The organism is Desulfuromonas soudanensis (genome assembly GCF_001278055.1).
Taxonomy (GTDB): Bacteria; Desulfobacterota; Desulfuromonadia; order Desulfuromonadales; family WTL; genus Deferrimonas; species Deferrimonas soudanensis.
This window is the reverse complement of sequence record NZ_CP010802.1, coordinates 3,405,031-3,425,014: the sequence shown is the minus strand read 5'-3', so window position 1 is coordinate 3,425,014 and position 19,984 is coordinate 3,405,031. Positions and strand designations below refer to the sequence as shown.

General features: G+C 62.2%; 13 protein-coding genes and 2 pseudogenes. 2 read left to right on the top strand and 13 right to left on the bottom strand.

Annotation, left to right across the window (positions count from 1 at the left end):
* Positions 1-16: 16 nt before the first annotated feature.
* The 6 genes from xthA to DSOUD_RS15220 all read right to left on the bottom strand — a co-directional run bounded on the left by xthA (position 17) and on the right by DSOUD_RS15220 (position 7,034).
* On the bottom strand, positions 17-847 hold the full coding sequence (gene xthA / locus DSOUD_RS15245; protein WP_053551817.1) for an exodeoxyribonuclease III: 831 nt from the start codon (positions 845-847) through the stop codon (positions 17-19).
* A gap of 106 nt (positions 848-953) precedes the next feature.
* Positions 954-1,496 (bottom strand): type II toxin-antitoxin system VapC family toxin, encoded by a 543-nt coding sequence (locus DSOUD_RS15240; RefSeq protein ID WP_053551816.1) that lies wholly within the window; start codon positions 1,494-1,496, stop codon positions 954-956.
* Positions 1,486-1,851 carry an STAS-like domain-containing protein gene (locus DSOUD_RS15235; RefSeq protein WP_053551815.1) on the bottom strand — a complete coding sequence of 122 codons (366 nt, stop codon included), beginning with the start codon at positions 1,849-1,851 and terminating at the stop codon, positions 1,486-1,488. Before DSOUD_RS15235 ends, DSOUD_RS15240 begins: the two co-directional genes overlap by 11 nt.
* Positions 1,852-1,860: 9 nt before the next feature.
* A complete protein-coding gene (locus DSOUD_RS15230) occupies positions 1,861-2,730 on the bottom strand; it encodes an ATP-binding protein (RefSeq protein WP_082351314.1) in 870 nt (289 codons plus the stop codon).
* A 48-nt stretch (positions 2,731-2,778) separates the two neighbouring features.
* A complete protein-coding gene (locus tag DSOUD_RS15225; RefSeq protein ID WP_053551813.1) occupies positions 2,779-5,220 on the bottom strand; it encodes a DEAD/DEAH box helicase in 2,442 nt (813 codons plus the stop codon).
* The gene (locus DSOUD_RS15220) at positions 5,217-7,034 is read right to left on the bottom strand and encodes a site-specific DNA-methyltransferase (protein ID WP_053551812.1); all 1,818 of its coding nucleotides are present in this window, start codon (positions 7,032-7,034) and stop codon (positions 5,217-5,219) included. The genes DSOUD_RS15225 and DSOUD_RS15220 overlap by 4 nt, the downstream gene beginning before the upstream one ends.
* A gap of 322 nt (positions 7,035-7,356) precedes the next feature.
* On the opposite strand from DSOUD_RS15220, the gene DSOUD_RS15215 reads away from it, so the two are divergent.
* Complete coding sequence (locus DSOUD_RS15215; RefSeq protein ID WP_053551811.1) at positions 7,357-7,653, top strand: HNH endonuclease; 297 nt, start codon at positions 7,357-7,359, stop codon at positions 7,651-7,653.
* Positions 7,654-7,665: 12 nt separating this feature from the next.
* On the opposite strand, the gene DSOUD_RS15210 is transcribed toward DSOUD_RS15215, so the two are convergent.
* The 7 genes and pseudogenes from DSOUD_RS15210 to DSOUD_RS15185 all read right to left on the bottom strand — a co-directional run bounded on the left by DSOUD_RS15210 (position 7,666) and on the right by DSOUD_RS15185 (position 18,505).
* Positions 7,666-7,863, bottom strand: coding sequence for a hypothetical protein (locus DSOUD_RS15210; RefSeq protein WP_053551810.1), 198 nt, complete (start codon positions 7,861-7,863; stop codon positions 7,666-7,668).
* Positions 7,856-9,295, bottom strand: a pseudogene (glgA, locus tag DSOUD_RS19210) (glycogen synthase GlgA); the annotation flags it as partial. The gene DSOUD_RS15210 and the pseudogene glgA, both read right to left, overlap by 8 nt.
* Positions 9,296-10,207: 912 nt before the next feature.
* A pseudogene (locus DSOUD_RS19205) lies at positions 10,208-12,178 on the bottom strand (alpha-amylase family glycosyl hydrolase); the annotation flags it as partial.
* Between the two features lie 633 nt (positions 12,179-12,811).
* Positions 12,812-13,849 (bottom strand): galactose-1-phosphate uridylyltransferase, encoded by a 1,038-nt coding sequence (locus DSOUD_RS15200; RefSeq protein WP_053551808.1) that lies wholly within the window; start codon positions 13,847-13,849, stop codon positions 12,812-12,814.
* A 21-nt stretch (positions 13,850-13,870) separates the two neighbouring features.
* On the bottom strand, positions 13,871-16,393 hold the full coding sequence (locus tag DSOUD_RS15195; RefSeq protein WP_053551807.1) for a mannose-1-phosphate guanyltransferase: 2,523 nt from the start codon (positions 16,391-16,393) through the stop codon (positions 13,871-13,873).
* 88 nt (positions 16,394-16,481) lie between these two features.
* Positions 16,482-16,844, bottom strand: a complete 363-nt coding sequence (locus tag DSOUD_RS15190) for a response regulator (protein ID WP_053551806.1) — start codon at positions 16,842-16,844, stop codon at positions 16,482-16,484.
* Complete coding sequence (locus tag DSOUD_RS15185) at positions 16,841-18,505, bottom strand: two-component system sensor histidine kinase NtrB (RefSeq protein ID WP_053551805.1); 1,665 nt, start codon at positions 18,503-18,505, stop codon at positions 16,841-16,843. Before DSOUD_RS15185 ends, DSOUD_RS15190 begins: the two co-directional genes overlap by 4 nt.
* Positions 18,506-18,653: 148 nt before the next feature.
* Here DSOUD_RS15185 and mnmL point away from each other — a divergent pair, with 148 nt between their 5' ends.
* Positions 18,654-19,589, top strand: a complete 936-nt coding sequence (gene mnmL, locus DSOUD_RS15180) for a tRNA modification radical SAM protein MnmL/YtqA (protein ID WP_053551804.1) — start codon at positions 18,654-18,656, stop codon at positions 19,587-19,589.
* Positions 19,590-19,984: the final 395 nt, after the last annotated feature.

Here is a 19,984-nt window from a genome sequence, read left to right as displayed (position 1 = left end):
CCGGTGCGATCCTCTTTCAGAACGGGTTTTGCTCCGATTCCAGTTCCACCCACACAGGACAGTGGTCCGAAGGGCGCTCCAGAGCGCGGATCTCGTAATCGATGCCGGCGCTGCGGCAGTTCTCCAGCAGGGGCCGGCTGAGGAGGATGTGGTCGATGCGCAGGCCGCGCCTGGGGTCGGCCTCGAAACCGCGGCTGCGGTAGTCGAACCAGCTGAAGCGGTCGTCGATGTCGGGGTGCAGGGCGCGAAAACCGTCCATGAGACCCCAGTCGAGGAGCTCCTGGAACCAGGCGCGTTCCTCGGGGAGGAAGGAGGTCTTGCCGGTGCGCAGCCAGCGCCGGGCGTTGTCGGCGCCGATGCCGATGTCGGCATCGAGGGGAGCGACGTTGAAGTCCCCCAGTACCGCCAACGGGGCGGCGGGGTCGCAGTGATTTTCGAGATAGCGGCGCAGGTCGGCGTAGAAGGCTTTTTTTGCCGGGAATTTCAGCGGGTGGTCGCGACTCTCCCCCTGGGGGAAGTAGCCGTTGATGACCCGCAAGGTCTCCCCGCCGGAGAGGGTGTAGGAGGCGGCGATGAAGCGCTTCTGCGCCTCGTCGCCATCGTCGGGAAAACCGATCCGGACCGCGGAGGGTTTCTCCCGGGAGAGGAGCGCCACGCCGTAGTGGGTCTTCTGGCCGCTGTAGACGGCATGGTAGCCGAGGGCCTCGATGGCCCCGACGGGGAAGTCGCCGTCCTGCACCTTGGTTTCCTGCAGGCCGATGATCTCGGGGGCGTGACTCTTTATCAGCGCCTCGAGCTGGTGGAGGCGCGAGCGCAGACCGTTGACGTTGAAGGAGACGATTTTCACGGGGCACCCGGACTAAAGAGGATTGAAAGGCCGAACACAAATCGGCATCATTTCGCGAAAGGAGGAGTTAGGGACAGGTTGGTCGGACATTCAGTTTGGTGAGGCGTCACGCCAGCAACCTTTTATTCGCAGTAAGAACAGTCAGGCCGCAATCCTTGAAATCACCGTCGTGGGTCACAAGTTTCCAGCCGTTGGCCTTGCACAATTCAACCATAACTTGATCGTTGAAATCCGAGTTGCCTCGACCAAATTCAGCAAGGAGGCCGTCAAGATCACAAGTCGAAAAGCCGCTGTCCGTTGGTTGGCAATGTTTCATGATACGCCGAACTGTAGCCTCGATCTCCCGAGCAACCGGCTTGAATTCGGCTGATTTACGGTAGTCCTTGTACTCTATGACCGCTCCGGTTCTCTTGGTTAAATTGAATGCCAGCCGCGTATAGCGGTTGATGAACTCGGAAAGGACCAGGGCATCGATGAAAATCCGACTCTTTGCTGAGAGGATTTTTGCCAGAGCCCTTGAGTAGACTCTCGCTTTCCAGTCTCCCGGCGCTTGCGGTGCATAGAGGTAAAGCCAGACGTTTGTGTCGATAAAGAGCTTGTCGTTGGAGTTGAAGGTGCAAGCATCGATGCTGAGAGAGTCAGTCGGCATCTTTTTCCTCCAGTGCCTCGGCATGCGCTTTTTTAAAACGGGACGGATCGCGGAAGAACTCCTTGGCCGTGACGACCACCTGTTTTAAAAGACCCATATCGTCCTGTGCCATTTCGGTTACGGAGAGACCCCCGCGAATGACCTCCTCGGAAAATTCACCATACAGTTGGCCAATCGCCGCATTGAGGAATGCCGAGGTCAGGCTCTCTACGTTCATGAAGGAAAGTTTGACCTTCTTTCCTTCCCTCAGGGCAGCAGCAATCCGGTCGTGAACAATTTGACCGTCATCGGACGATACGCAAATGCTGCTCCCTGCCACTTCAAATACCATAATGTTGACTTGTTCGCTTCTCATGGCAACCTCTCAAAAAATATCATCCGGGCTGATTTCGGAGGAAAGGCAATAGGATTTGGTATCGGCGGTATTGATTTCAATATTAACCACAGTACCTGGAAATGGCTCAGGAAAAACCTTTGTCAAAACTTTTCCCCGACATAATTCCCAATACCCCTTGTCTGAGACAACCTGGATCCGCCCTTGATTCAGTTCAATGAATTCGCGAAGGAGTTTGAGCCCCAGCCCGCCAGGTATTGGGCCGGATTTGGTGGTGTTTTTCCCTTCCAGTGCCCAGTTGATCGCCTGCTCGGCAGGCAGGTCGAGGCCGAGCCGTTCGTGGAGATTTTGCTGTATTCCGATACCCAGGTCTGCGACTGAAAAATCCATCCGGTGCTTTTTGGGAAAATACTGGCCGCAAGAAAAAATTCCCAGTTTGGTTTGAGAATGAATCACTGCGTTGCTGAAAATTTCATAAATGCTTTCGCGAAATTTTTTAACCAACCCCGGTGACATCTCCGGAATTCCCTTGTCAACCAGTTGTTTTTCGACATATTCGGCAAAGTAGCGATCATCCTTCGGTTCGAACCGCTTGTATTCAACCGTCGAACCGTAGGTGTCCAAACGCCGGGGCCTGCCATAGTTACACAAGAAGCCGTTTTTGGATAGAATCGCTTCGACGCTGGTGGGGGCATTGGTCAGGGTGACCGTATTGTTGTCGTATCCCATCTTGTAAAGAATGGCGCCAAATGGAGCGCACATATTGGCATCGAACCACGAAACGTGGCTCATGTCGACTTCGATGTCATCGAACCAACATGCTCTTGTTTCGGTCGCAAGTTGAATGAGCCGAGAGAACCCATCTGCATCACAGCGGATTTCCGGGAGGAAGATTTTCATCAAATTTCCCGCGCGTTATTGTACAGTTTTTGGTCTGCCATTTAGGGTCTAATACTCCGCCAGCGCATCCAGCCGGAAGATCGCATCAGGCTCGTTCTTGCCGGTTCGGTCATTGTAACGCAATGTCATCCAGCGCCCGGAATTTTCCTTCATGACCATCAGCGGCTTGCTGTAGAGCTTGTGGCTGGCTGCGGCCTTGTCTGGGGTGTTCATACTGTTGATCAAATGCTCACCTTTGACCTCGATCAGTAGAATACCGTCTCCCCTGGTACGCCCTTTAATCTTTACCAGAAAGTCTGGATAGTAATGGGTTCCGTCGGGCATGACCAACCCGGCCGACCAGGGCTTGCGGGGTTCGTTGCGATGCCACCAGACGATTTGACCGGACATTTCAACGTCAAGGAGTTGCGCAAAAGCCAGTTCGTCCTTGTTCAGGTCCGGAGGGAAGGCTTGATAGGCCGCCAGCCGCTCTACTGCGCAGCCGGTCGGCCACGACATCACTTCCGGCAGGGGCGCGGTGTCAACAAGTTCGGCGTTTTCGGCACAACAGATGCGCACTGCCTCGCGTAGCAGTTTCGGGTGAGAAACGAGAATGAGGTGCATCGCTTGCCGTAGTTTCTCGGGCGATTCGAGAACCTCGAGAAAACCGCGCTCCCTGCATTCCTTGCGCAGTCGATTCAAAAGAGCGGCCTGCAACTCGCGGGGGTCGAGGTAGTCAGGTTCGAAGAGAAGAAGCTGGGCACGGCGGGCAATCTCGGCATCGGAGAGCCTGGCCTGATATTCGCCGTAGTGCACGTCGTGGGTGAAGATTTCCTCTTCCTTGCGCTGGATGCTCACTGCCTGGCGAAATCCGGCGGTAAAGACCGAGTCGTCGATGCGGATGCGTGCCTCGACCGCTCTCAGCAAACCGGATGTATCGAGATTGAGTTGCTCCCGTTTGAATACCCGCTCCATTCCGGGACGCAAAGGATAAACCTTCATCCCCGGCGCGTTTTTGCCCACGACACCTTGAGTCGCAGCCCTCGTGTACGGATGATCGTCATCGGTCTCAAGGAAAAATCCGACCAGGTCGATCTGCCCGGCAAAGGGGCGAACAGTATCGGTGCCACCAGCGGTCTCAGTCGGCAGAGGCGGCGGACTCCATCCTTTGGGCAAAAACGAGGACTGCCCGTTTTCGACGACTTGAACCGTCGGGTTGTCGCCCATCCTGACCAGCATGGTAAAGGGGCTGATTTTGGCCAGTTCGCTGCGCACCGCGTTGATGCGATCGGCGGCGCCGGAGAGCCCTGCCTGCTTCTCCGCATCGGCGAGAAAGACATACCCGTATTTGAGCAACTCGCTGGTCGCACGGCTTTGCAGCCGCCAGTCGACGCGCAGGATGCGGCCGACGATCTGGGTTCCGAAGTCCTTGTCCTGCGCCCCTCGCATCGACACCAGGGTAAAGGCGCGCGGCGCGTCGAAACCGAGGGCGACCGCCATCTTGAAGATCAGCGCTTCCTTGGATTCGTCCCGCGCCACCGCCAGCAGGTCGTCGTCCGGCTCCTTCGAGGTATAAACGGCAATGGCATCCTCCGCCATGCCGAGGGCCATCAGATCCATCTTCGCTTTTTCCACGCTCTTATCGGTCGAGGCGACCTGGACGAGCATGAGCGGCACCAGGTCGATGCCTTCCGTGACCAGTTGCGCCTTGATCGCGTTATGTACTCGCACCCCGTCAGCCAAGGCCGCCTGGCCGAAATCGACCAGCTCGCGGTGCTGCTCCCCGGCCAGATAGGCGACAGACTTGATCCCCGGCTTGATCAGGCCGGCACTCACCGCATCGAGTCGGCTGACAGTGATCCTGTGCATGACCGCAATCCCGGCCGATTTGCGAAAGCTCTCCGCATCCTGATCGTCCGGGGTGGCGGTGATCATCAGGGTGAAATCGGGTTGCAGTACCTCGCGGTAATAGCGCACCGATTCGGTCCCGGAAGAAAAGGTATGATGCGCCTCATCGACGATCACCCCGATTTTGAATCCGTCCTTGCGCCACTGCTCCAATACGAGATCGAGGGAGACTGATTCGTCGCCGTCTTTTCGAATGCGCTTTGAGTCCTTGCGTCCGGCAACCGCCGCCCAGGTCGAGACAAAAACGTCGCCGCTTCGGGTGCCGTGGGCGCGGCGCTCGCGGGCGATGTCGCGCACCCGCAGACCGTTGAACTCGGCTTTGATGGCAATCCGCGCCTGCTCTACCAACCCGGCAAAGGGGGTGAACCAAAGCCAGACGATCTTGATGTCGGGGTCGCGTGAAAGCTCCTGGGCCACCAGTCCGGCGATCAGGGTTTTGCCGGCGCCGGTCGGGGCCTGAATCAGCACGCAGCCGTTGTGGGCGATGGCGGCGCGGCGGCTGTCCGGGTCGGTGGCGGCGTCGATCTGGGCATTGGCATAACGGAAGATGTCGAGGACGTTGTTCTTGGCTTCGGTCTGATAGCCCTTCGGTTGCGCGATCATGCGGCACCTCCGAAACGGCTGACGAGATAGTGGGGGATCTGTTCGATCGTCACCCCTTCGACGTTGATGCGGTTGCGCAGCAGGCCGGGCTGCCAGGTGTAGACGGTCAGGTGCGGTACGGTGGCTGCAAGTTCGATAATGCGGGTCACGGCGTTGTCGCTGATCTGGGTAGCGTAGACCAGACCACCGTCCGACGTTAGCGATTGCTGCAACGGGTTCGTGTCCGTGAAGGGGGCGAAGTTCTGGCGATAAATCAGTTGCAGGGCGATCCAGACCTGCGAATGGTCAATCTCGGTCAGCACCGCTTCCTGCTCGATGCGCCGCACCCGCAGATAGGCGAAGTCGCCGCCGGTCCCTTCCTTGTCGCCGTAGCCTTCGATCACCCGGCGGATGCGCTCGGCGCAGACATCGCGGCAGATGTTCTTTTCCGGCTCGGCACTGGTCGCCTCGGTTGCCGAAACCATGACGAAGCGCCGGTTGCCGCCGTCCTCGCGGTTCAGCTCCAGCACCGCCTGGGCGGTGGTGCCGGAGCCGGCGAAGAAGTCCATGACCAGATCGTTTTCCCCGGCAGCCTGTCGCACCAGTTCTTTGATGAGAGATGGTGGCTTGGCATAGTTGAAGGTTTTGGTGCCGAAAATCGCTGCCACCGCCTTAGCCCCTTCCTGATTGGTGCCGGAGACAAAGCTGTTGTCGGCTTCATATTTCTTCTGCTCCGAAGTGGGAACGACCCAACTGCTCACCGGTTGATTGAGATTGCGTAGATCTGCCTTGTAGCGCTTGAAGGCGGGCCGGTTGAATCCGACCTTCTTGCCGACCCAAAATTCCAGATCCGGAAGATCGAGGCGTAGCACAGGATTCTTCCCTGTCTTCGGCACATCGCCGCTTTCAATGGCGCTTTTCAACTCGGCAAGGCTATACCAGACTTCAACTCGCTGTTCTTGTGGGAAAAGAATCTGTCCAGTCGCAATGAACTCTTCCATCGTCTTTGCTTGGAGACGTTGGCCGGGCTTCAGGCGTTCTTCGGTGGCATAGACCCAAATTCGGTCGGGGTTGGGGGGATAAAAAATATCGGTCTTGGGGTCGCGCAGGGGGTAATAGAGATTTGGTCGTTCTTGATAGGAAAATCCGAGGGTCAGGTTGTCTGGTCGCCAATCCCCTTTAGGATCTTTGTCCGGATTGGAGTACATCCCATAACTTTTCCCATAACCCAAAAATTCAAATCCTGGTCCGCCATAAACCAGGACGTGTTCATGGTCTACGCTTAGGAAACAACTTTGATCTACGTTGGACCCCTGCCGGGTGCGCCAGACAAAGGAGCCGAGCCGCATTCCCGGCAACGTCTGATCAAGAAGCAATTCCAGCTTGGCACGATTGTCGTCGTTGATGGAAACGAGGAGGACGCCGTCCTCGGCCAGGAGATCGCGGGCGAGGAGCAGCCGGCGGTGCATGAATTCGAGCCACTTGCTGTGTTTGTAGAGATCGTCCTTGTCGACGAAGCGGTCGTTGTAGATGAAATCCTTGTTGCCGGTGTTGTAGGGGGGGTCGATGTAAATGCACTTCACCCGCCCGGCGTGCGTCATGCGCAGGTAGCGCAGGGCGTCGAAGTTGTCCCCTTCGATGAGCAGATTGCTCCACGGCCCGTCGCCGCAGGAGATTTCAGGGAGCAGGTCGAGGGCGATGAAATCCTGATTCAGCGAGCGGTCGTGGTCGATCTCGTCCCGCTCCCAGACCAGCCCGAACTTCGGCTTGCGGTCGCGTTCCTCGATGATGCGGACCAGTTCTTCTTTTGAGTAGCGCTCGTATTTGGAGGTCATTGCGACAACTCTCATGTCGGAGAATTTATAGGGCGGGGCATTTTTGAAGTGGTTGGAACAAGTCCGTTGCTCCCTGCATGAAACCGCCCCAAGATATACCACCATGTCATTTTTGTAAACGCATTCAACAACGGGGAACGCCACCGCAACCCTGCGTCGCAGGGCGGTCGTGTTTCTGAATCCCGGGCTGTTTTATGGGGATGTTGAGTTGCAGGGGAGGGGGGGCGTTTAATTACCAGGAATCATGGGGCTTGCTGCGTCATGAAGGCTTGTCCGGCGGTCGACCCTGGAGTACAATGGCGCCCTATCCGGAGGTAATAGCATGGATTTTTGTGTCGAGGTATCCGAAGATGAGATGCGCCGCGAGCGGGAGAAAGCCCGGGAGCTGCGCAAGAGCCAGTGGTGGAAGAATCGCATCGCGTCGGGGATCTGTCATTACTGCGGCGGGAATTTCCCCCCCAAGGAACTCACCCTGGACCATATCCTGCCGATTGTCCGCGGCGGGAAGAGCAGCCGGGGGAACTGCGTTGCGTCCTGCAAGGCCTGCAACAGCCGCAAGCAGCACCTGCTGCCGGTGGAGTGGGAAGAGTTTCTCACCGGCCAGGATAAAAAAGACTAGGAGTGCCTCCGACTAGAGCTCCTCGAAAGGCTCATCCTCGCCGTCGACCTCCTCGTCCTCATCCTTGAAGCTGTCGTCGAGAAAATTTTCCAGAAAGCGCCGGTTGTCGCGGATCCGCTTCTCGACTTCGCGCTGCAACTCCTCCAGCTCGGGAAAGCGCTGCGGCTGGGGCTTTTCCTCCTCCTCTTCAATCCGATGATCCTCAGACACGCTTCCCCTCCATGATTCTGCGGTAGAGCTCCAGATAGCGCTCGGCCGATCCCCGCCAGGAGAAATCCTGGGACATCCCCCGTTTGACGAGTTTGAGCCAGTTGCGCCGATCGCCGTAGAGCGCGAGGGCGGCGTCGAGAGCGCCGAGGAGGGCGTCTGCTGTCGCCTCGGTAAAGGTGAAGCCGTTGGCCTGGCGGGGGTTTTCGGCGGGATCGATGACGGTGTCGGCCAGCCCTCCGGTCTTGCGGACCACGGGGACGGAGCCGTAGCGCAGGGCGATGAGCTGGCCGAGGCCGCAGGGTTCGTAATGGCTCGGCATCAGGAAGAGGTCGCTGCCGGCGTAGATGCGCCGGGAGAGGGTGTCGTCGAAGGCGAGGTTGATGGAGACCCGTCCGGGATAGCGGTCCTTGAGGCGGGCGAAGCGCTCGGTGTGGATCTGCTCGCCGCTGCCGATGAGAACGAACTGCAGGGGGCGTTCGAGGAGTCGTTCCCAGGCGTCCTCCACCAGGTCGAGCCCCTTCTGGGTGTCGAGGCGGGTGACCATGGCGACCAGCGGGATCGACGGATCGGTCTCCAGGCCGAGCTGCGCCTGCAGGGCCTTCTTGTTGGCGCCCTTCCCCCGCAGGTCGTTCTCGTCGTAGGCGCGGGCGAGGGCGGGGTCGAGAGCCGGATTCCACAGGCGGGTGTCGAGGCCGTTGAGGATGCCGTGCAGTGCCTTGCTGCGCCTGGCGAGGATGCCGTCGAACCCGTGCCCCATCTGCGGCGTCTGGATCTCCCGGCAGTAGGTGGGAGAGACGGTATTGAGAAGATCGGAGTAGATCACTCCCCCCTTGAGGAAGGAGATCTTGCCGAAGTATTCGAGCCCTTCGGGGGTACCGAGTTGCGGCGCCAAACCGAGGAGGGGGAGTACCTCCGGCGGGAAGAGCCCCTGGTAGCCGAGATTGTGAATGGTCATCAGGGTGCCGATGGTGCGGTAGAAGGGGTCGTCCCTGAGCTCGGTCTTGAGAAGGACCGGGATCAGCCCGGTCTGCCAGTCGTTGAGATGGAGTACGTCGGGGCGGAAATCGAGGCGCCGCAGGAGCGCCAGGACGGCACGGCAGAAGAAGCCGAAGCGCTCGCCGTTGTCGGGATAGTCCCCCTCCGCCGTACCATAGAGGCCTTCACGGTGAAAAAATTCGCGGTTTTCGATGAAGTAGACGGGGACGCCCTCGAGGGAGTGCTGGCGCAGCATCCCCTTGTGCATCCGGCCGCCGATCTCCACCTCGACGCTCTTGCGCCCCTTGCGCAGCGAGTGCTTTTCTTCCACCGTCTGGTAGCAGGGGAGGATGATGCGCACGTCATGGCCGAGCTGGCGCAGGGCCGTGGGGAGCGAACCGGCGACGTCGGCGAGGCCGCCGGTCTTGGCGTAGGGTGCGACTTCGGAGGCGACCAGGAGGATCTTCATGGCAGGGGTCTTTCTCACTCTTCGGGCTTTGCGAGGTGAAACCGGGTCCGGGGAGTCTCCCCGGTCCCCCCGGGAGGCGCAAAGAAGATCCCGGAACGGGTCGAATCGGTAGTCGGCCGCTTCCGCTTTTTGGCAGACGGCCGAAGAGAGGGCGTGCAGACGCCTTAACTTGTCCATGAGCCCGGTCCCCGTGAGGGGAGGGGCAGCGCCGGAAAGGGCGGAGACGACAAACAGGGCGTCGCTGAGCTCTTCGAGACGCTCGCGGCTGAACCAGTGGGTCCCCTCGAAGGGGTGGACCTCGAGAAAACCCTGCACATCCTCGTCATTGAGGAGGCGGGCGAAGTCGGCCGGGCCTCCTTCGGCCTCCCAGGCCTTCTGGTGGCGAGTCAAAATTTTGACCAGAAGGGCGTCGAGCGGCGCCGTTTCCGACGGCAGCAGGCGCTGCAGTTCTTCGCCGAGGAGGTATTCCTCCAGCCAGGCTGCCGAGAGCTCCGGAGTGCCGTTTTCGGCGAGTTCGCCGATCCGGTGCAGAGCCAGGTAGGGGAGGAAAACCGCCGTGAGGCGCGGGGGGAGTTCCCCCTGCCGTCCTTCGCCCAGGGAGCATTTAAGCAATTTCAGGGCCAACTGATCCTCTCCTCCTTCGCCGTCGAGAGCCAGGAGGGTACAGAGGTCGGCCAGTTCCCGGAGGAGGGCCTGCGCCAGGGCGTCGGGATTCCCCTCCGTCCCTGTGAACCGGGAGAGGGTGTGCAGGAAAACCGCGAGTTGACCGGCGAAGCGGTTAAATCCCCGGGTCCGTTCGGCAGCGCTTCGTCCGGGGGAAAGGAGGGCGGCAAGCTCTTCCCGGCGGCGCACGGCCAGGGTCCTGTCGAGCTCGGCGAGGAGGGGGGCAAGGCGCAGACGGCGCAGCTCCTGGTCCAGGTTCGGCACCGGCCTGCCGTCAAGATTCCGGCAGAGCTCTCCCCAGACTCCGGTGCTGTCGGCAAACTCCCGGATGTCGAGGAAGACATGGTACTGGTAGGGGCCGAGGAAGAGGTAGAGACCCTCCTCGAAGAGTTGGCGGCTGCTGTGCAGGTATTCGAGACCGCTGCGGTGATCGCGAAAGCGGCAGTACCGGTCCGGCTCGCTCCGCAGACCGAGTTCGCCGGCGAGGGGGACCGGGTTCTGGGAGACGCCCCGGCGCAGCCAGCCGCCGGTTTCGCCGTGCCGGTTGTGATAGACCACCAGCGAGCGTTCGTCGCCGCAGCGGTTGCTGTAGGCGAAGACGTCCTCGTTGACGGCGCCGCCGCTTTCGAAATCGTAGAGGACGAAGTGGCGCGCGTCGCTGAAGAGATGGCGGCGGTGGAGGAGGGGGGCGATCTGTCTTTCGTGGTGACGGATGAACGCCTCGTCGGGGACTTCGTCCCAGTAGGCGCGCCGGTACTCCATGCCGTATTTCTCCTGCAGCCCCTCCACCTGCCCGTGGCCGAACATGGGGGTGCCGGGGAGGGTCGCCAGAAGGACGGCGACGCCGAAGTACTTGTCGCCGCGGCCGAACTGCTCCACCGCCGTCTCCTCGTCGGGGTTGTTCATGAAATTGACGAAGCGCTTGAGAATCTCCCGGTTGAAGCCGAGGATTTCCTTGACGACCCCGCGGTACTTGCCGTTCTCCTCGCTCTTGAGCATGTGCATGAAGGCGCTGTTGTAGACCCGGTGCATGCCGAGGGTGCGGACGAAGAATCCCTCCATGAGCCAGAAGGCCTCGGCGAGGAGGAGGGTGTCGGGGGCTTCTGCGGCGACCCTGTCCACCACTTCCCGCCAGAATTCCGTGGGGAAGACCTCTTCAAAGGCCTCACGGCTCATCCAGTGCTCGGCCCGGCTCGGCACCCCGGCGCCCCCTCCCGGCTGGGGGAACCAGAGGCGCTGGAAGTGCTTTTTGGCCAGGGTCATTGCCGCGTCGAAGCGGATGATGCGGAAGGTGCGGGCGACGTGGAGGATGGTGCGGATCACCGCTTCGCGCACCTCCGGGATGAGGAAATTGAGCTGGGCGGTGTCGTTCCACGGCATGTGGGTGCCGTCGTTGCCGTGGTAGAGATAGCGCACCCGGCCGCTGGCCCGGTCGCGGTGGCAGAAGACCACCGCCGCGTCGCTGTGGGTCCAGTAGCCGTCCTCGATCTGCAGAACGATCGCCGGGTCGCCGGAGAGGTCGGGGCCGGTGAAGCGGTAGGCAGGAAAAGGGGGGGTGTCGACCTGCACGAACCAGTCGGGGTGTTCGCGGGTCCAGCGGGAATAGATCCCCGTGTGGTTGGGGACGACGTCGCAGGCCAGGCGGATCCCCCGGGCCTCACAGCGCCGGCGCAGATCGCCCAGGGCCGCCTCGCCGCCGAGATCGGCGGCGGTGACGTAGTCGTAGAGGGAATAGGCCGAGGAGACCGCCTCGGGGTTCCCCATCCGCCGCTTGATCTCCTGCGAGGCCGGAGAGCGTTCCCAGATGCCGATGAGCCACAGGGCATTGAACCCCCAGCGGACCAGCAGGTCGAGTTCTTCGTCGGGAATCCGGTCGAGGGTGGTAATCTCCCGTCGGTACTTGCGGCTGAGCTGGTCGAGCCAGACGTAGATCGTCTTGGCGACCAGGACGGCGTTCGTCATCCAGTCGGCATCGGCGGAGAAGGCCTCCCGCTCGTCCCCGCGGAAATGGGGGGCCCGGGCCGGCCCCGGACCGAATCCCCGGACCGCTTCCTCTTCCCCCTGCAGGTCGGAGGCGGTGAGGATGGCGCGGAGAAAATCGGCGGGGAGAAAGGAGCCCCAGGTCCGGCGGACGTAGTCGAGCTGTGCCGAAAGGGAATGGGGGGCCTTTTTTGCCGGAGCCGAGAGCAGATCGAGGAGGGACCCGCCGAAAACTCCCGGGACGTTCTCGCCGGCAAGCTCCCGGTCGAGCTCCTGCAGCACCTCCCGGTAGGCAGAGCGCTCCCGCAGCGGAGCGTCGTCGAAGAGGGGGGAAAGGGGAGCGGCGGCCGGGTTGTCCATCTGGGTGGCCAAAAGGAAGAGTTCGATGACCGTTTGCAGCCGCCCCGCGGCGTCCTGAAGAAAATCGTCCGGGCCGAGGATGGGGGAGGGGGGGTAGAGGGCGACGAAGGAATGGAGCGCCGTCGTCAGCGGCGGCAGAAAAACCCTCCGCTCTCTGACGGCGATCTCCCCCCGGTCGACCCGGCAATGGCGTGCCGCCAGGTAGTGCCCGACGACAAGACGGCAGGCCTCTCCGAGGAGCGACAGGAGATAGAGCTCTCCGGCACTGGCCTTAGGTCCCCCTTCCTTGTCCTGGAGGGCGGAGGAGAGGAGGCGCAGGGCGTAGATGGTCGGGTGGCGAGTTTCGAGGAGGTCGTCCAGGGTGAAGAGCCGCCGTGCCTCCCGGGAGATCTGCAGCCCCAGGGGGAAGTAGGGTCTGGGGTTCGGGTTTGCTTCGGTCATTTTTTTCCATGGCGCCGCCGGCCGGGCCTCGGGGAAAAGGGTGCCGGGGGCGGCGCGGGGTCAGAGGGTGAAGGACGGGTCGGCTTCGCGCAGGTAGCGTGCCGCCTCTTCCGGGAGAATGGGATTCATGTAAAATCCGGTCCCCCATTCGAAGCCGGCGATCTTGGTCAGGCGCGGAACAATCTCCATATGCCAGTGGTAATCGTAGGGGAGCGATCCCCAGTAGGCCGGTTTCCCCAGCCGCTGGTGCATGGGAGGAGCGTTGTGAAGAACGAAATTGTAGGGCGGGTCATGCAGGACCTGACTCAGCCGCTGCAGGGAGTCCTTGAGGGCTTCGGCCAGGAAAAGAAGCTCGGCGTCGGTCATCAGGGCAAAATCGTGGCCGTGTCTCACCGGAACGATGCGCATCTCAAAGGGGAAGCAGGAGGCAAAGGGTGCGTAGACGAGAAAATGGCCGTCGTCGCGAATGACGTGCCGCCCGTCGGCGCGTTCCTGAAGGAGCAGGTCGCAGACGAGACAGCGCTCCTTGCGCTCGTAGTATTCCCGGCAGACCATCAGCTCGGTGGCGGCCACCGGCGGCGTGATCGGCAGGGCGATGACCTGGGAGTGGGAATGGGGGATCCCCGACCCCGCCTCGACCCCGTGGTTCTTGAAGATCAGGATGTAGCGGAAACGGACGTCCCGGCGCAGGTCGAGTAGCCGGGCCCGGTAGGCCCTCAGGATATCGACGATTTCTGCGCTTTCGAATTCCCCCATGCTGCGCTCGTGGTCGGGGTTTTCGACGATGACCTCATGGGCGCCGATGCCGTTCATGGCATCGTAGAGCCCCACGCTCCGCTTGTCGAGCATCCCTTCGATGCCGAGAGCGGGAAACTTGTTGGGGATGACCCGCACCCGCCATCCCGGGCCGTTGTCGCTTCCGGCGTTGCGGATGACGAAAAGCTCCCCCGGCGTCTTGGCCTCCTGTCCGGGGCAGAAGGGACAGAGGGAGAGGTCCACCTGCTGCCGGGCGACGAAGAAGTCGCGGGGGCGGCGCCCCCCTCCGTTGGTGATGATGACCCAGCTCCGCTTCAGCGGGTCCCAGCGCAGCTCCGACACGGCGGATCCTTTCCCCGAAGGCTATCCCTGCTGGTTGAGCTCCAGCTTCCAGGCTTCGACCTTGCGGCGGTAACTCTCGAGAAGCGCCTCGGCCCGCTTCGGGTCGCCGGCCTCGACGACGACGTGAGCCACGGGGCTGTGCTGGTCGGGGAGGACCAGGACCCAGTCCTCTCCCAGGTGGACCTTGACGCCGTCGATGAAGGAGGCCTCCTGGTCGACGGAATCCTCGCTCATTTTGCGCATGATCCCCCCCTTGAGTTCCCAGGAGCAGGGGATCTGCAGGTGGCGATAGGCGCGGGTCGGAACGGCCCGGCGGATGCGTCCCAGGGTCTGGCCGGTGCGGGCGAGGAGTTCGAGGGTCTTGGCGACGGCAAAGAGAGCGTCGAAGTTCGGCTGGAAGGCGGGGAAGACGAAGCGCCCGTCCATGGAGGCGGCGAACTGGACATGCCGCTCCTTGGCGGCTTCCACCAGGGAGCGGCCGTCGCTCTTGGTGCGCTTCACCGTCAGGCCCGCCTCCCGGGCCAGGGTCTCCACCACCATCGGCGTCGGCACCGGCACCGCCAGGATGCCGCCCCGTTCCGCCCGGCAGACGAGAGCGGCCAGGGAGGTGAGGGCCTCGATGTCGGTGAGGACCGCTCCCGATTCGTCGATGAGTTGCAACTTCTCCCCCGAGGCTCCGAGCCAGAAGCCGGCCGTGGCGCCGAGGGTGACGACGATCCTTGAGAGCTGGTCGAGGCCGCGCTCCACCTGGTCGGCGGAGGTACCGGTCCGGCTCTCGCTGACGTGGGAGTTGAGCTCGATCACCTCACAGCCGAGCTCGGTCAGCAGGGCCGGCAGCAGGTCGCCGGCGGGGGAGTGGTTGAGGTCGATGACGACCTTGGGGGCGGCCTGGCGCAGGGCGGCGGCGTCGAGGGACCGCAGGAACCCCTCCTTGTAGTAGTCGTATATCCGCGGGATTTCCCAGATCCCTCCCGGCTCGGAGTAGTGGACGCGGCGGAAATTCTCCTTGTAGTAGATCCGCTCGATCCCCTTGGCCGTCGCCGAGGAGACTTCCACCCCGTCGCCGTCGAAGAAGATGATCTCGGTGGCGGCGGGGTCTTCCGGGGACTGCCGGAAGTGGATGCCGCCGACTTCGCCGAAGGTGGTGAGCTTGTAGCGCAGCACCGGCAGGGAGACCATCTTGGTGTCGCGGACATTGACCCCCGCCGAGAGGAGGCCGCCGACGAAGGCCCGTTTGAGCATCCGCGAGGAGCGGATGGCGTCGCGGCCGCAGAGGACGAAGGAGTCCTTGGGGAGGGTCGAGCCGTAGGCCGCCCCGAGCTTGGCGGTGAATTCGGGGGTCAGTTCGACGTTGGTCAGCCCCCGGACCTGGGCCCCTTCGAAAAGGCTCTTGCGCCACTTCTCCCCCCAGATCAGGTTGGTGGTGACGATCGCCCCCCCCTCGATCACCTTGCGCGGCCAGACCTTGACGTCCTTTTTGATGTAGGCCTCGTCGCCGATGGTCGTTTCATCGCCGATGACCGCCCCTTCCTCGATCACCACGCCGCGGCCGACGCGGACGTTGTGGCAGAGGACCGCCCCCCTGATCCGACACCCCTTCTTCAGGTAGACGTTGTCCCAGAGGACGGCGTCTTCGAGCTCGGCGCCGTCCTCGATGATGCAGTTGCGTCCCACCACGCAGTTCTTCAGCCGCGCCCCCCCCAGCACGTGGGTATTGTCGCCGAGGACGACCATCCCTTCGAGGAGGGAGTGGTCGGCGGCGGCGACAAAGGCCTCTTCGCCGAGGTGGAGACGGCTCCCCTCTCCGCTCCCCGCCCGTTCGTCGATCTGCACGGTGATCTTGCCGAGGGTGATGTCGCGGCAGGACTCGAGATAGGCGTCGGTGTTGCCGATGTCGGCCCAGTAGCCGGAGAGGCTGCAGCCGTAGAGTGGCGCCCCTTCGGCGAGCATCTGTGGAAAGATGTCCTTGGACCAGTCGCGGTTCTCCCCTTCGGGGATCAAATTCAGGACCTCCGGTTCGAGAACGTAGATCCCGGTATTGATGGTGTCGGAGAAGACCTCGCCCCAGCCGGGTTTTTCGAGAAACTTGTTGATCCGCCCCTGCTTGTCGGTGATCACCACCCCGAACTGCAGCGGGTCCTTGACGCTGGTGAGGGTGATGGTCGCCAGCGCCTGGTTCTCCTGGTGACAGGCCAGGACGCGGGTGAGATCGAAGTCGGTGAGGAGGTCGCCGCTGATGATGACGAACCGCTCGTCGAGATATTTGGCCGCCGCCTTGACGGCTCCGGCGGTTCCGAAGTCCTCCAGGGGGGTGACGTAGGTGATGCGCACCCCGTATTCGCTGCCGTCGCCGAAGAAGTTCTTGATGACCTCCGGCTGGTGGTAGAGGAGGAAGATCAGTTCGCTGATGCCGTGAGCCTTGAGGAGGTCGACGATGTGCAGCATGATCGGCCGGTTGACCAGGGGGATCATCGGCTTGGGGAGGTTGATGGTCAGGGGTTGGATGCGGGTGCCGAAGCCTCCGGCCATGATGACTGCCTTCATGCGTGGATCCTCCTCGTGATTAAAACGGGCGCAGGGGTTCAGGAATTTGAGCACCGGTCAGGGACATCTTGGCCGGCTTTTTTTTGCTTCAGGGCTGCTGCTTGGCCAGCACCCGGCGGATTTCGCTTTTCAGCTCGGAGAGGTCGGAACTCTTCACGACGTAGCCGTCGGCGAGCCAGGAGGAGAAGTCGTCCTTGTAGCAGCTGAAGGCGGTGCAGAGGATGACCGGCAGATCCGATTTTTTCCGGACGATGTTCTGCAGGATCTGCAGGCCGCTCTCCCCCTTCATCTGGATGTCGAGGACGATCAGGTCGAAATCCTTCCGTTCGAGGATCTCGGCGGCTTCCCGGCCGGTGCCGGCGGTCTCCACCTCGTAACCTTCATCCTCGAGTTCGGCGGCGTAGAGGTGGCGGATGTCCCGCTCGTCATCGACGACCAGCAGTCGTGTCATGGCATGTCTCCTTGGGGGGTGGTGGCTTCACCCGGCTCGGGGCGGGTGGCTTCGGGTACCGGCAGGTGCAGTGTGACGGTGGTGCCGCTTTCTCTGGCGCTGTCGATCTCCAGGCGTGCGCCGTGCCCCTCGAGGATGCGTGCGCAGAGGGTGAGGCCGAGTCCGCTCCCCTGCTCCTTGGTGGAGAAAAACGGGGTCGTGGCGGCGTCGATCGTTTCCGGGGCCATGCCGCTTCCGGTGTCGCTGATGACGATGAGGAGCTCCCCCTCCCCGGGGACGGTGCGCACTTCCAGATTTCCTCCCCGGGGCATCGCTTCCAGGGCGTTGATGACGATGCTGCGGATGCAGTAGGTCATCTTCTTGTAGTCGATGCGCACCAGGGGGAGCTGCCGGTCGAGAAGGAGCTGGCACTGCACGCCTCCCGCCTCCAGATCTTCCCGCAACCCGGTATAGACCCCGGCGATCAGCTGGTTGATGTCCCAGGAATCGAGGGTCGGATGGAGCGATTCCGAATAGTTGAGCGCCTCCTGGAGGACTTCCTCGAGCCGCCGGGCCTCGCGGACGATCGACTCGATGTACTGGCGGTTGGGATTGTCCCCGGGGGTGCTCTTGATCAGGGTGCGGGCGAAGCCGCCAATGATCGTCAGCGGGTTGCGGATGGAGTGGGCGATGTTGGCGGTGATTTTGCCGACCAGGGCCATCTTCTCCATGCGCAGGATCAGCTCCTGCTGTTGGCGCAGGCGGCGATTGGCTCCGGTGAGTTTGGTCAGCTCCTCCTGGAGCCGTTCATAGAGAAAGGCCCGCTCGATGGCGTAGGACATGGGGAGGACGAAGGTCTCCAGGGAGTGGAGATCTTCGGTGGTGATCGGGCTGCGGTTGATGATGTTGTCCGCCAGCAAAAGGCCGATGCGCCGATTCTTGCTCACCAGGGGGACGAGGATCACCTCGCCGACCCCCAGGGCGGCCAGTTGCGCAGGATCGATGCCGGGTTCGGCAAAAAGATCGGTAATATGCCGGGACTGCTGGTCATTGAGAGTCCGCACAAAGAGGTGATCCGTGCGGTTCAGGGGGGTGGTCAGGACCTCCAGAAGGTCGCGGAACTTCTCCCGCTCGTCGGCCATCTTGTGCTCGAAGAAGAGCTGGGCCATCTCCCGCAGGGTGTAGTCGTGCTCCTCTATCTCCTTCCAGATCCGTCCGGCGTCGGCATTTTCCCGGGGGCCGAGGGCGAAATATCCCTTGAGAAACTGTCGTTCCTTGTCGACCAGAAGGAGGATCGCCCGGTTGAGGCCGAACCCCTTGCCGGCGGTGACGGCGGTCAGGGCCATGGCGATGACCTCGTCGATATCGACGGAGGTCTGCAGCACCAGACTGACTTCGTGGAGAAATTTGATCTCGCGGTTGCGCCACACCATCTGGCTTTCGAGGGATCGGTTCTGGGCGCGCAGCGCCAGGAGCTCCTCGATGGCATAGGGGAAGAGCGAGGAGAGGTCGTTGTCTCCCCCTCTTTGGGACTGCAGGTCTTCGAGGAAGCGCGGGCATTCGAGGCAGCGCTGGAGAAAGCGCTGCTTGCGGTTGAAGAGGAGTCCCTCGTCCCCCGGCCGCAGGGCCTCGCAGTCGGCGGCGGTGATATGGTCCTTGTGCCAGCAGCAGCCCGGTTCCATGACGGTCCCCTGATTCATCGGCGGCACGGCCGGTCGGCCGCGGAAATGTCCAGTGAAAACAAAGCATAAGCATAGCAGAAAGGCCGGCTCAGGCAAGGAGGGAATGCGCCTTCTTGTCTGGGCGCAGGAGCTGTGACATAGTGCGGTCATGGATGAGAAGCGCTACCGGTTGATTTCCCGCGAGTTCAAGGACCGTTTCGGCGGACGGGTGCACAAGATTTCCGTTGACGCCGGATTCACCTGCCCCAACCGGGGGGGAACCCGGAGTCGGCCGGGGTGCCTCTTCTGCGACCCTTCCGGCTCGGGGTCGGTGGGGATCGCCCGCGGCGTTTCTGTCGCCGCTCAGCTCGAGCACGGCAAGGAAGTGATGATCCGCAAGTACAAGGCCCGGCAGTTCCTCGCCTATTTTCAGCCCTTCTCCAACACCCACGCCCCCCCCGAGAGGCTGCAGGCCCTGTATGACGAGGCCCTGGGCGTCTCCGGCGTGGTCGGCCTGGCGGTGGGAACCCGCCCCGACTGCCTGCCGCCGGCCGTTGTCGACCTGCTCGCCGAGTACCACCGCCGCACCTATCTGTGGCTGGAGCTCGGGCTGCAGAGCGTTCACGACGCCACCCTCGGTTTCCTGCGGCGCGGCCACGACTACCGGACCTTCCTCGAGGCCCATGCGGCGCTCAGGGAGCGGGGGGTGCGGGTCTGCGTCCACGTCATCATCGGCCTGCCCGGCGAGGGGAAAGAGGAGATCCTCGCCACGGCGGAGGAAATGGGGCGGCTGCAGGTCGACGGCATCAAGATCCACCTCCTGCACATCCTGGCGGGGACGGCGCTGGGGGATCTCTACCTCGGGGGGGGCGTGAAGGTGCTGGAACAGGGGGAATACGTGGCCCTGGCCGCCGATTTCATCGAACGGCTCCATCCGAAAACCCTGATCCACCGCCTCACCGGCGACGGACCGCGGGATTATCTTCTCGCCCCCCTGTGGTCCCTCAACAAGTGGGAGGTTCTCAACGCCATCGACGACGAGCTGGCCCGGCGCGGCACCCGGCAGGGGAGTCTCTGGAGGGGGGATGGATCGGGCGCTCCCTGAGGAGAAGGGGGAGGCGCGGGGATGTTTTTTCGGGGTCGGGTCGGTTCAGCGGAAGGGGAGGGGGGCGTCAGGGACAGGTTTCCCTACGCGCCGGAGAAGGCGATGTTGCCCGGAATGTTCCGGGAGGCGCGCCGGCCCGGAGGGGCCTGGCACTGGAGTAGGTCAGGCGCCGCCCCAGGAGATGAGGAGGAGGGAGGCCCAGACGATTCCGGCGAAAAATACCACAAATTTAATCATGGCGCGGAAGATACCTAAAACCGCAGCAGAAATCAAGCGGTTATATGGACTGGAAGCGCATATTTTTCCCCCCGCTTGTGCCGCAACTCGGCCCCGTGCTATGGTTGCCGGCGACGGATAGGGATTTTTCCCTCCTCCGCCCCGGCAGCGCCCCGCCT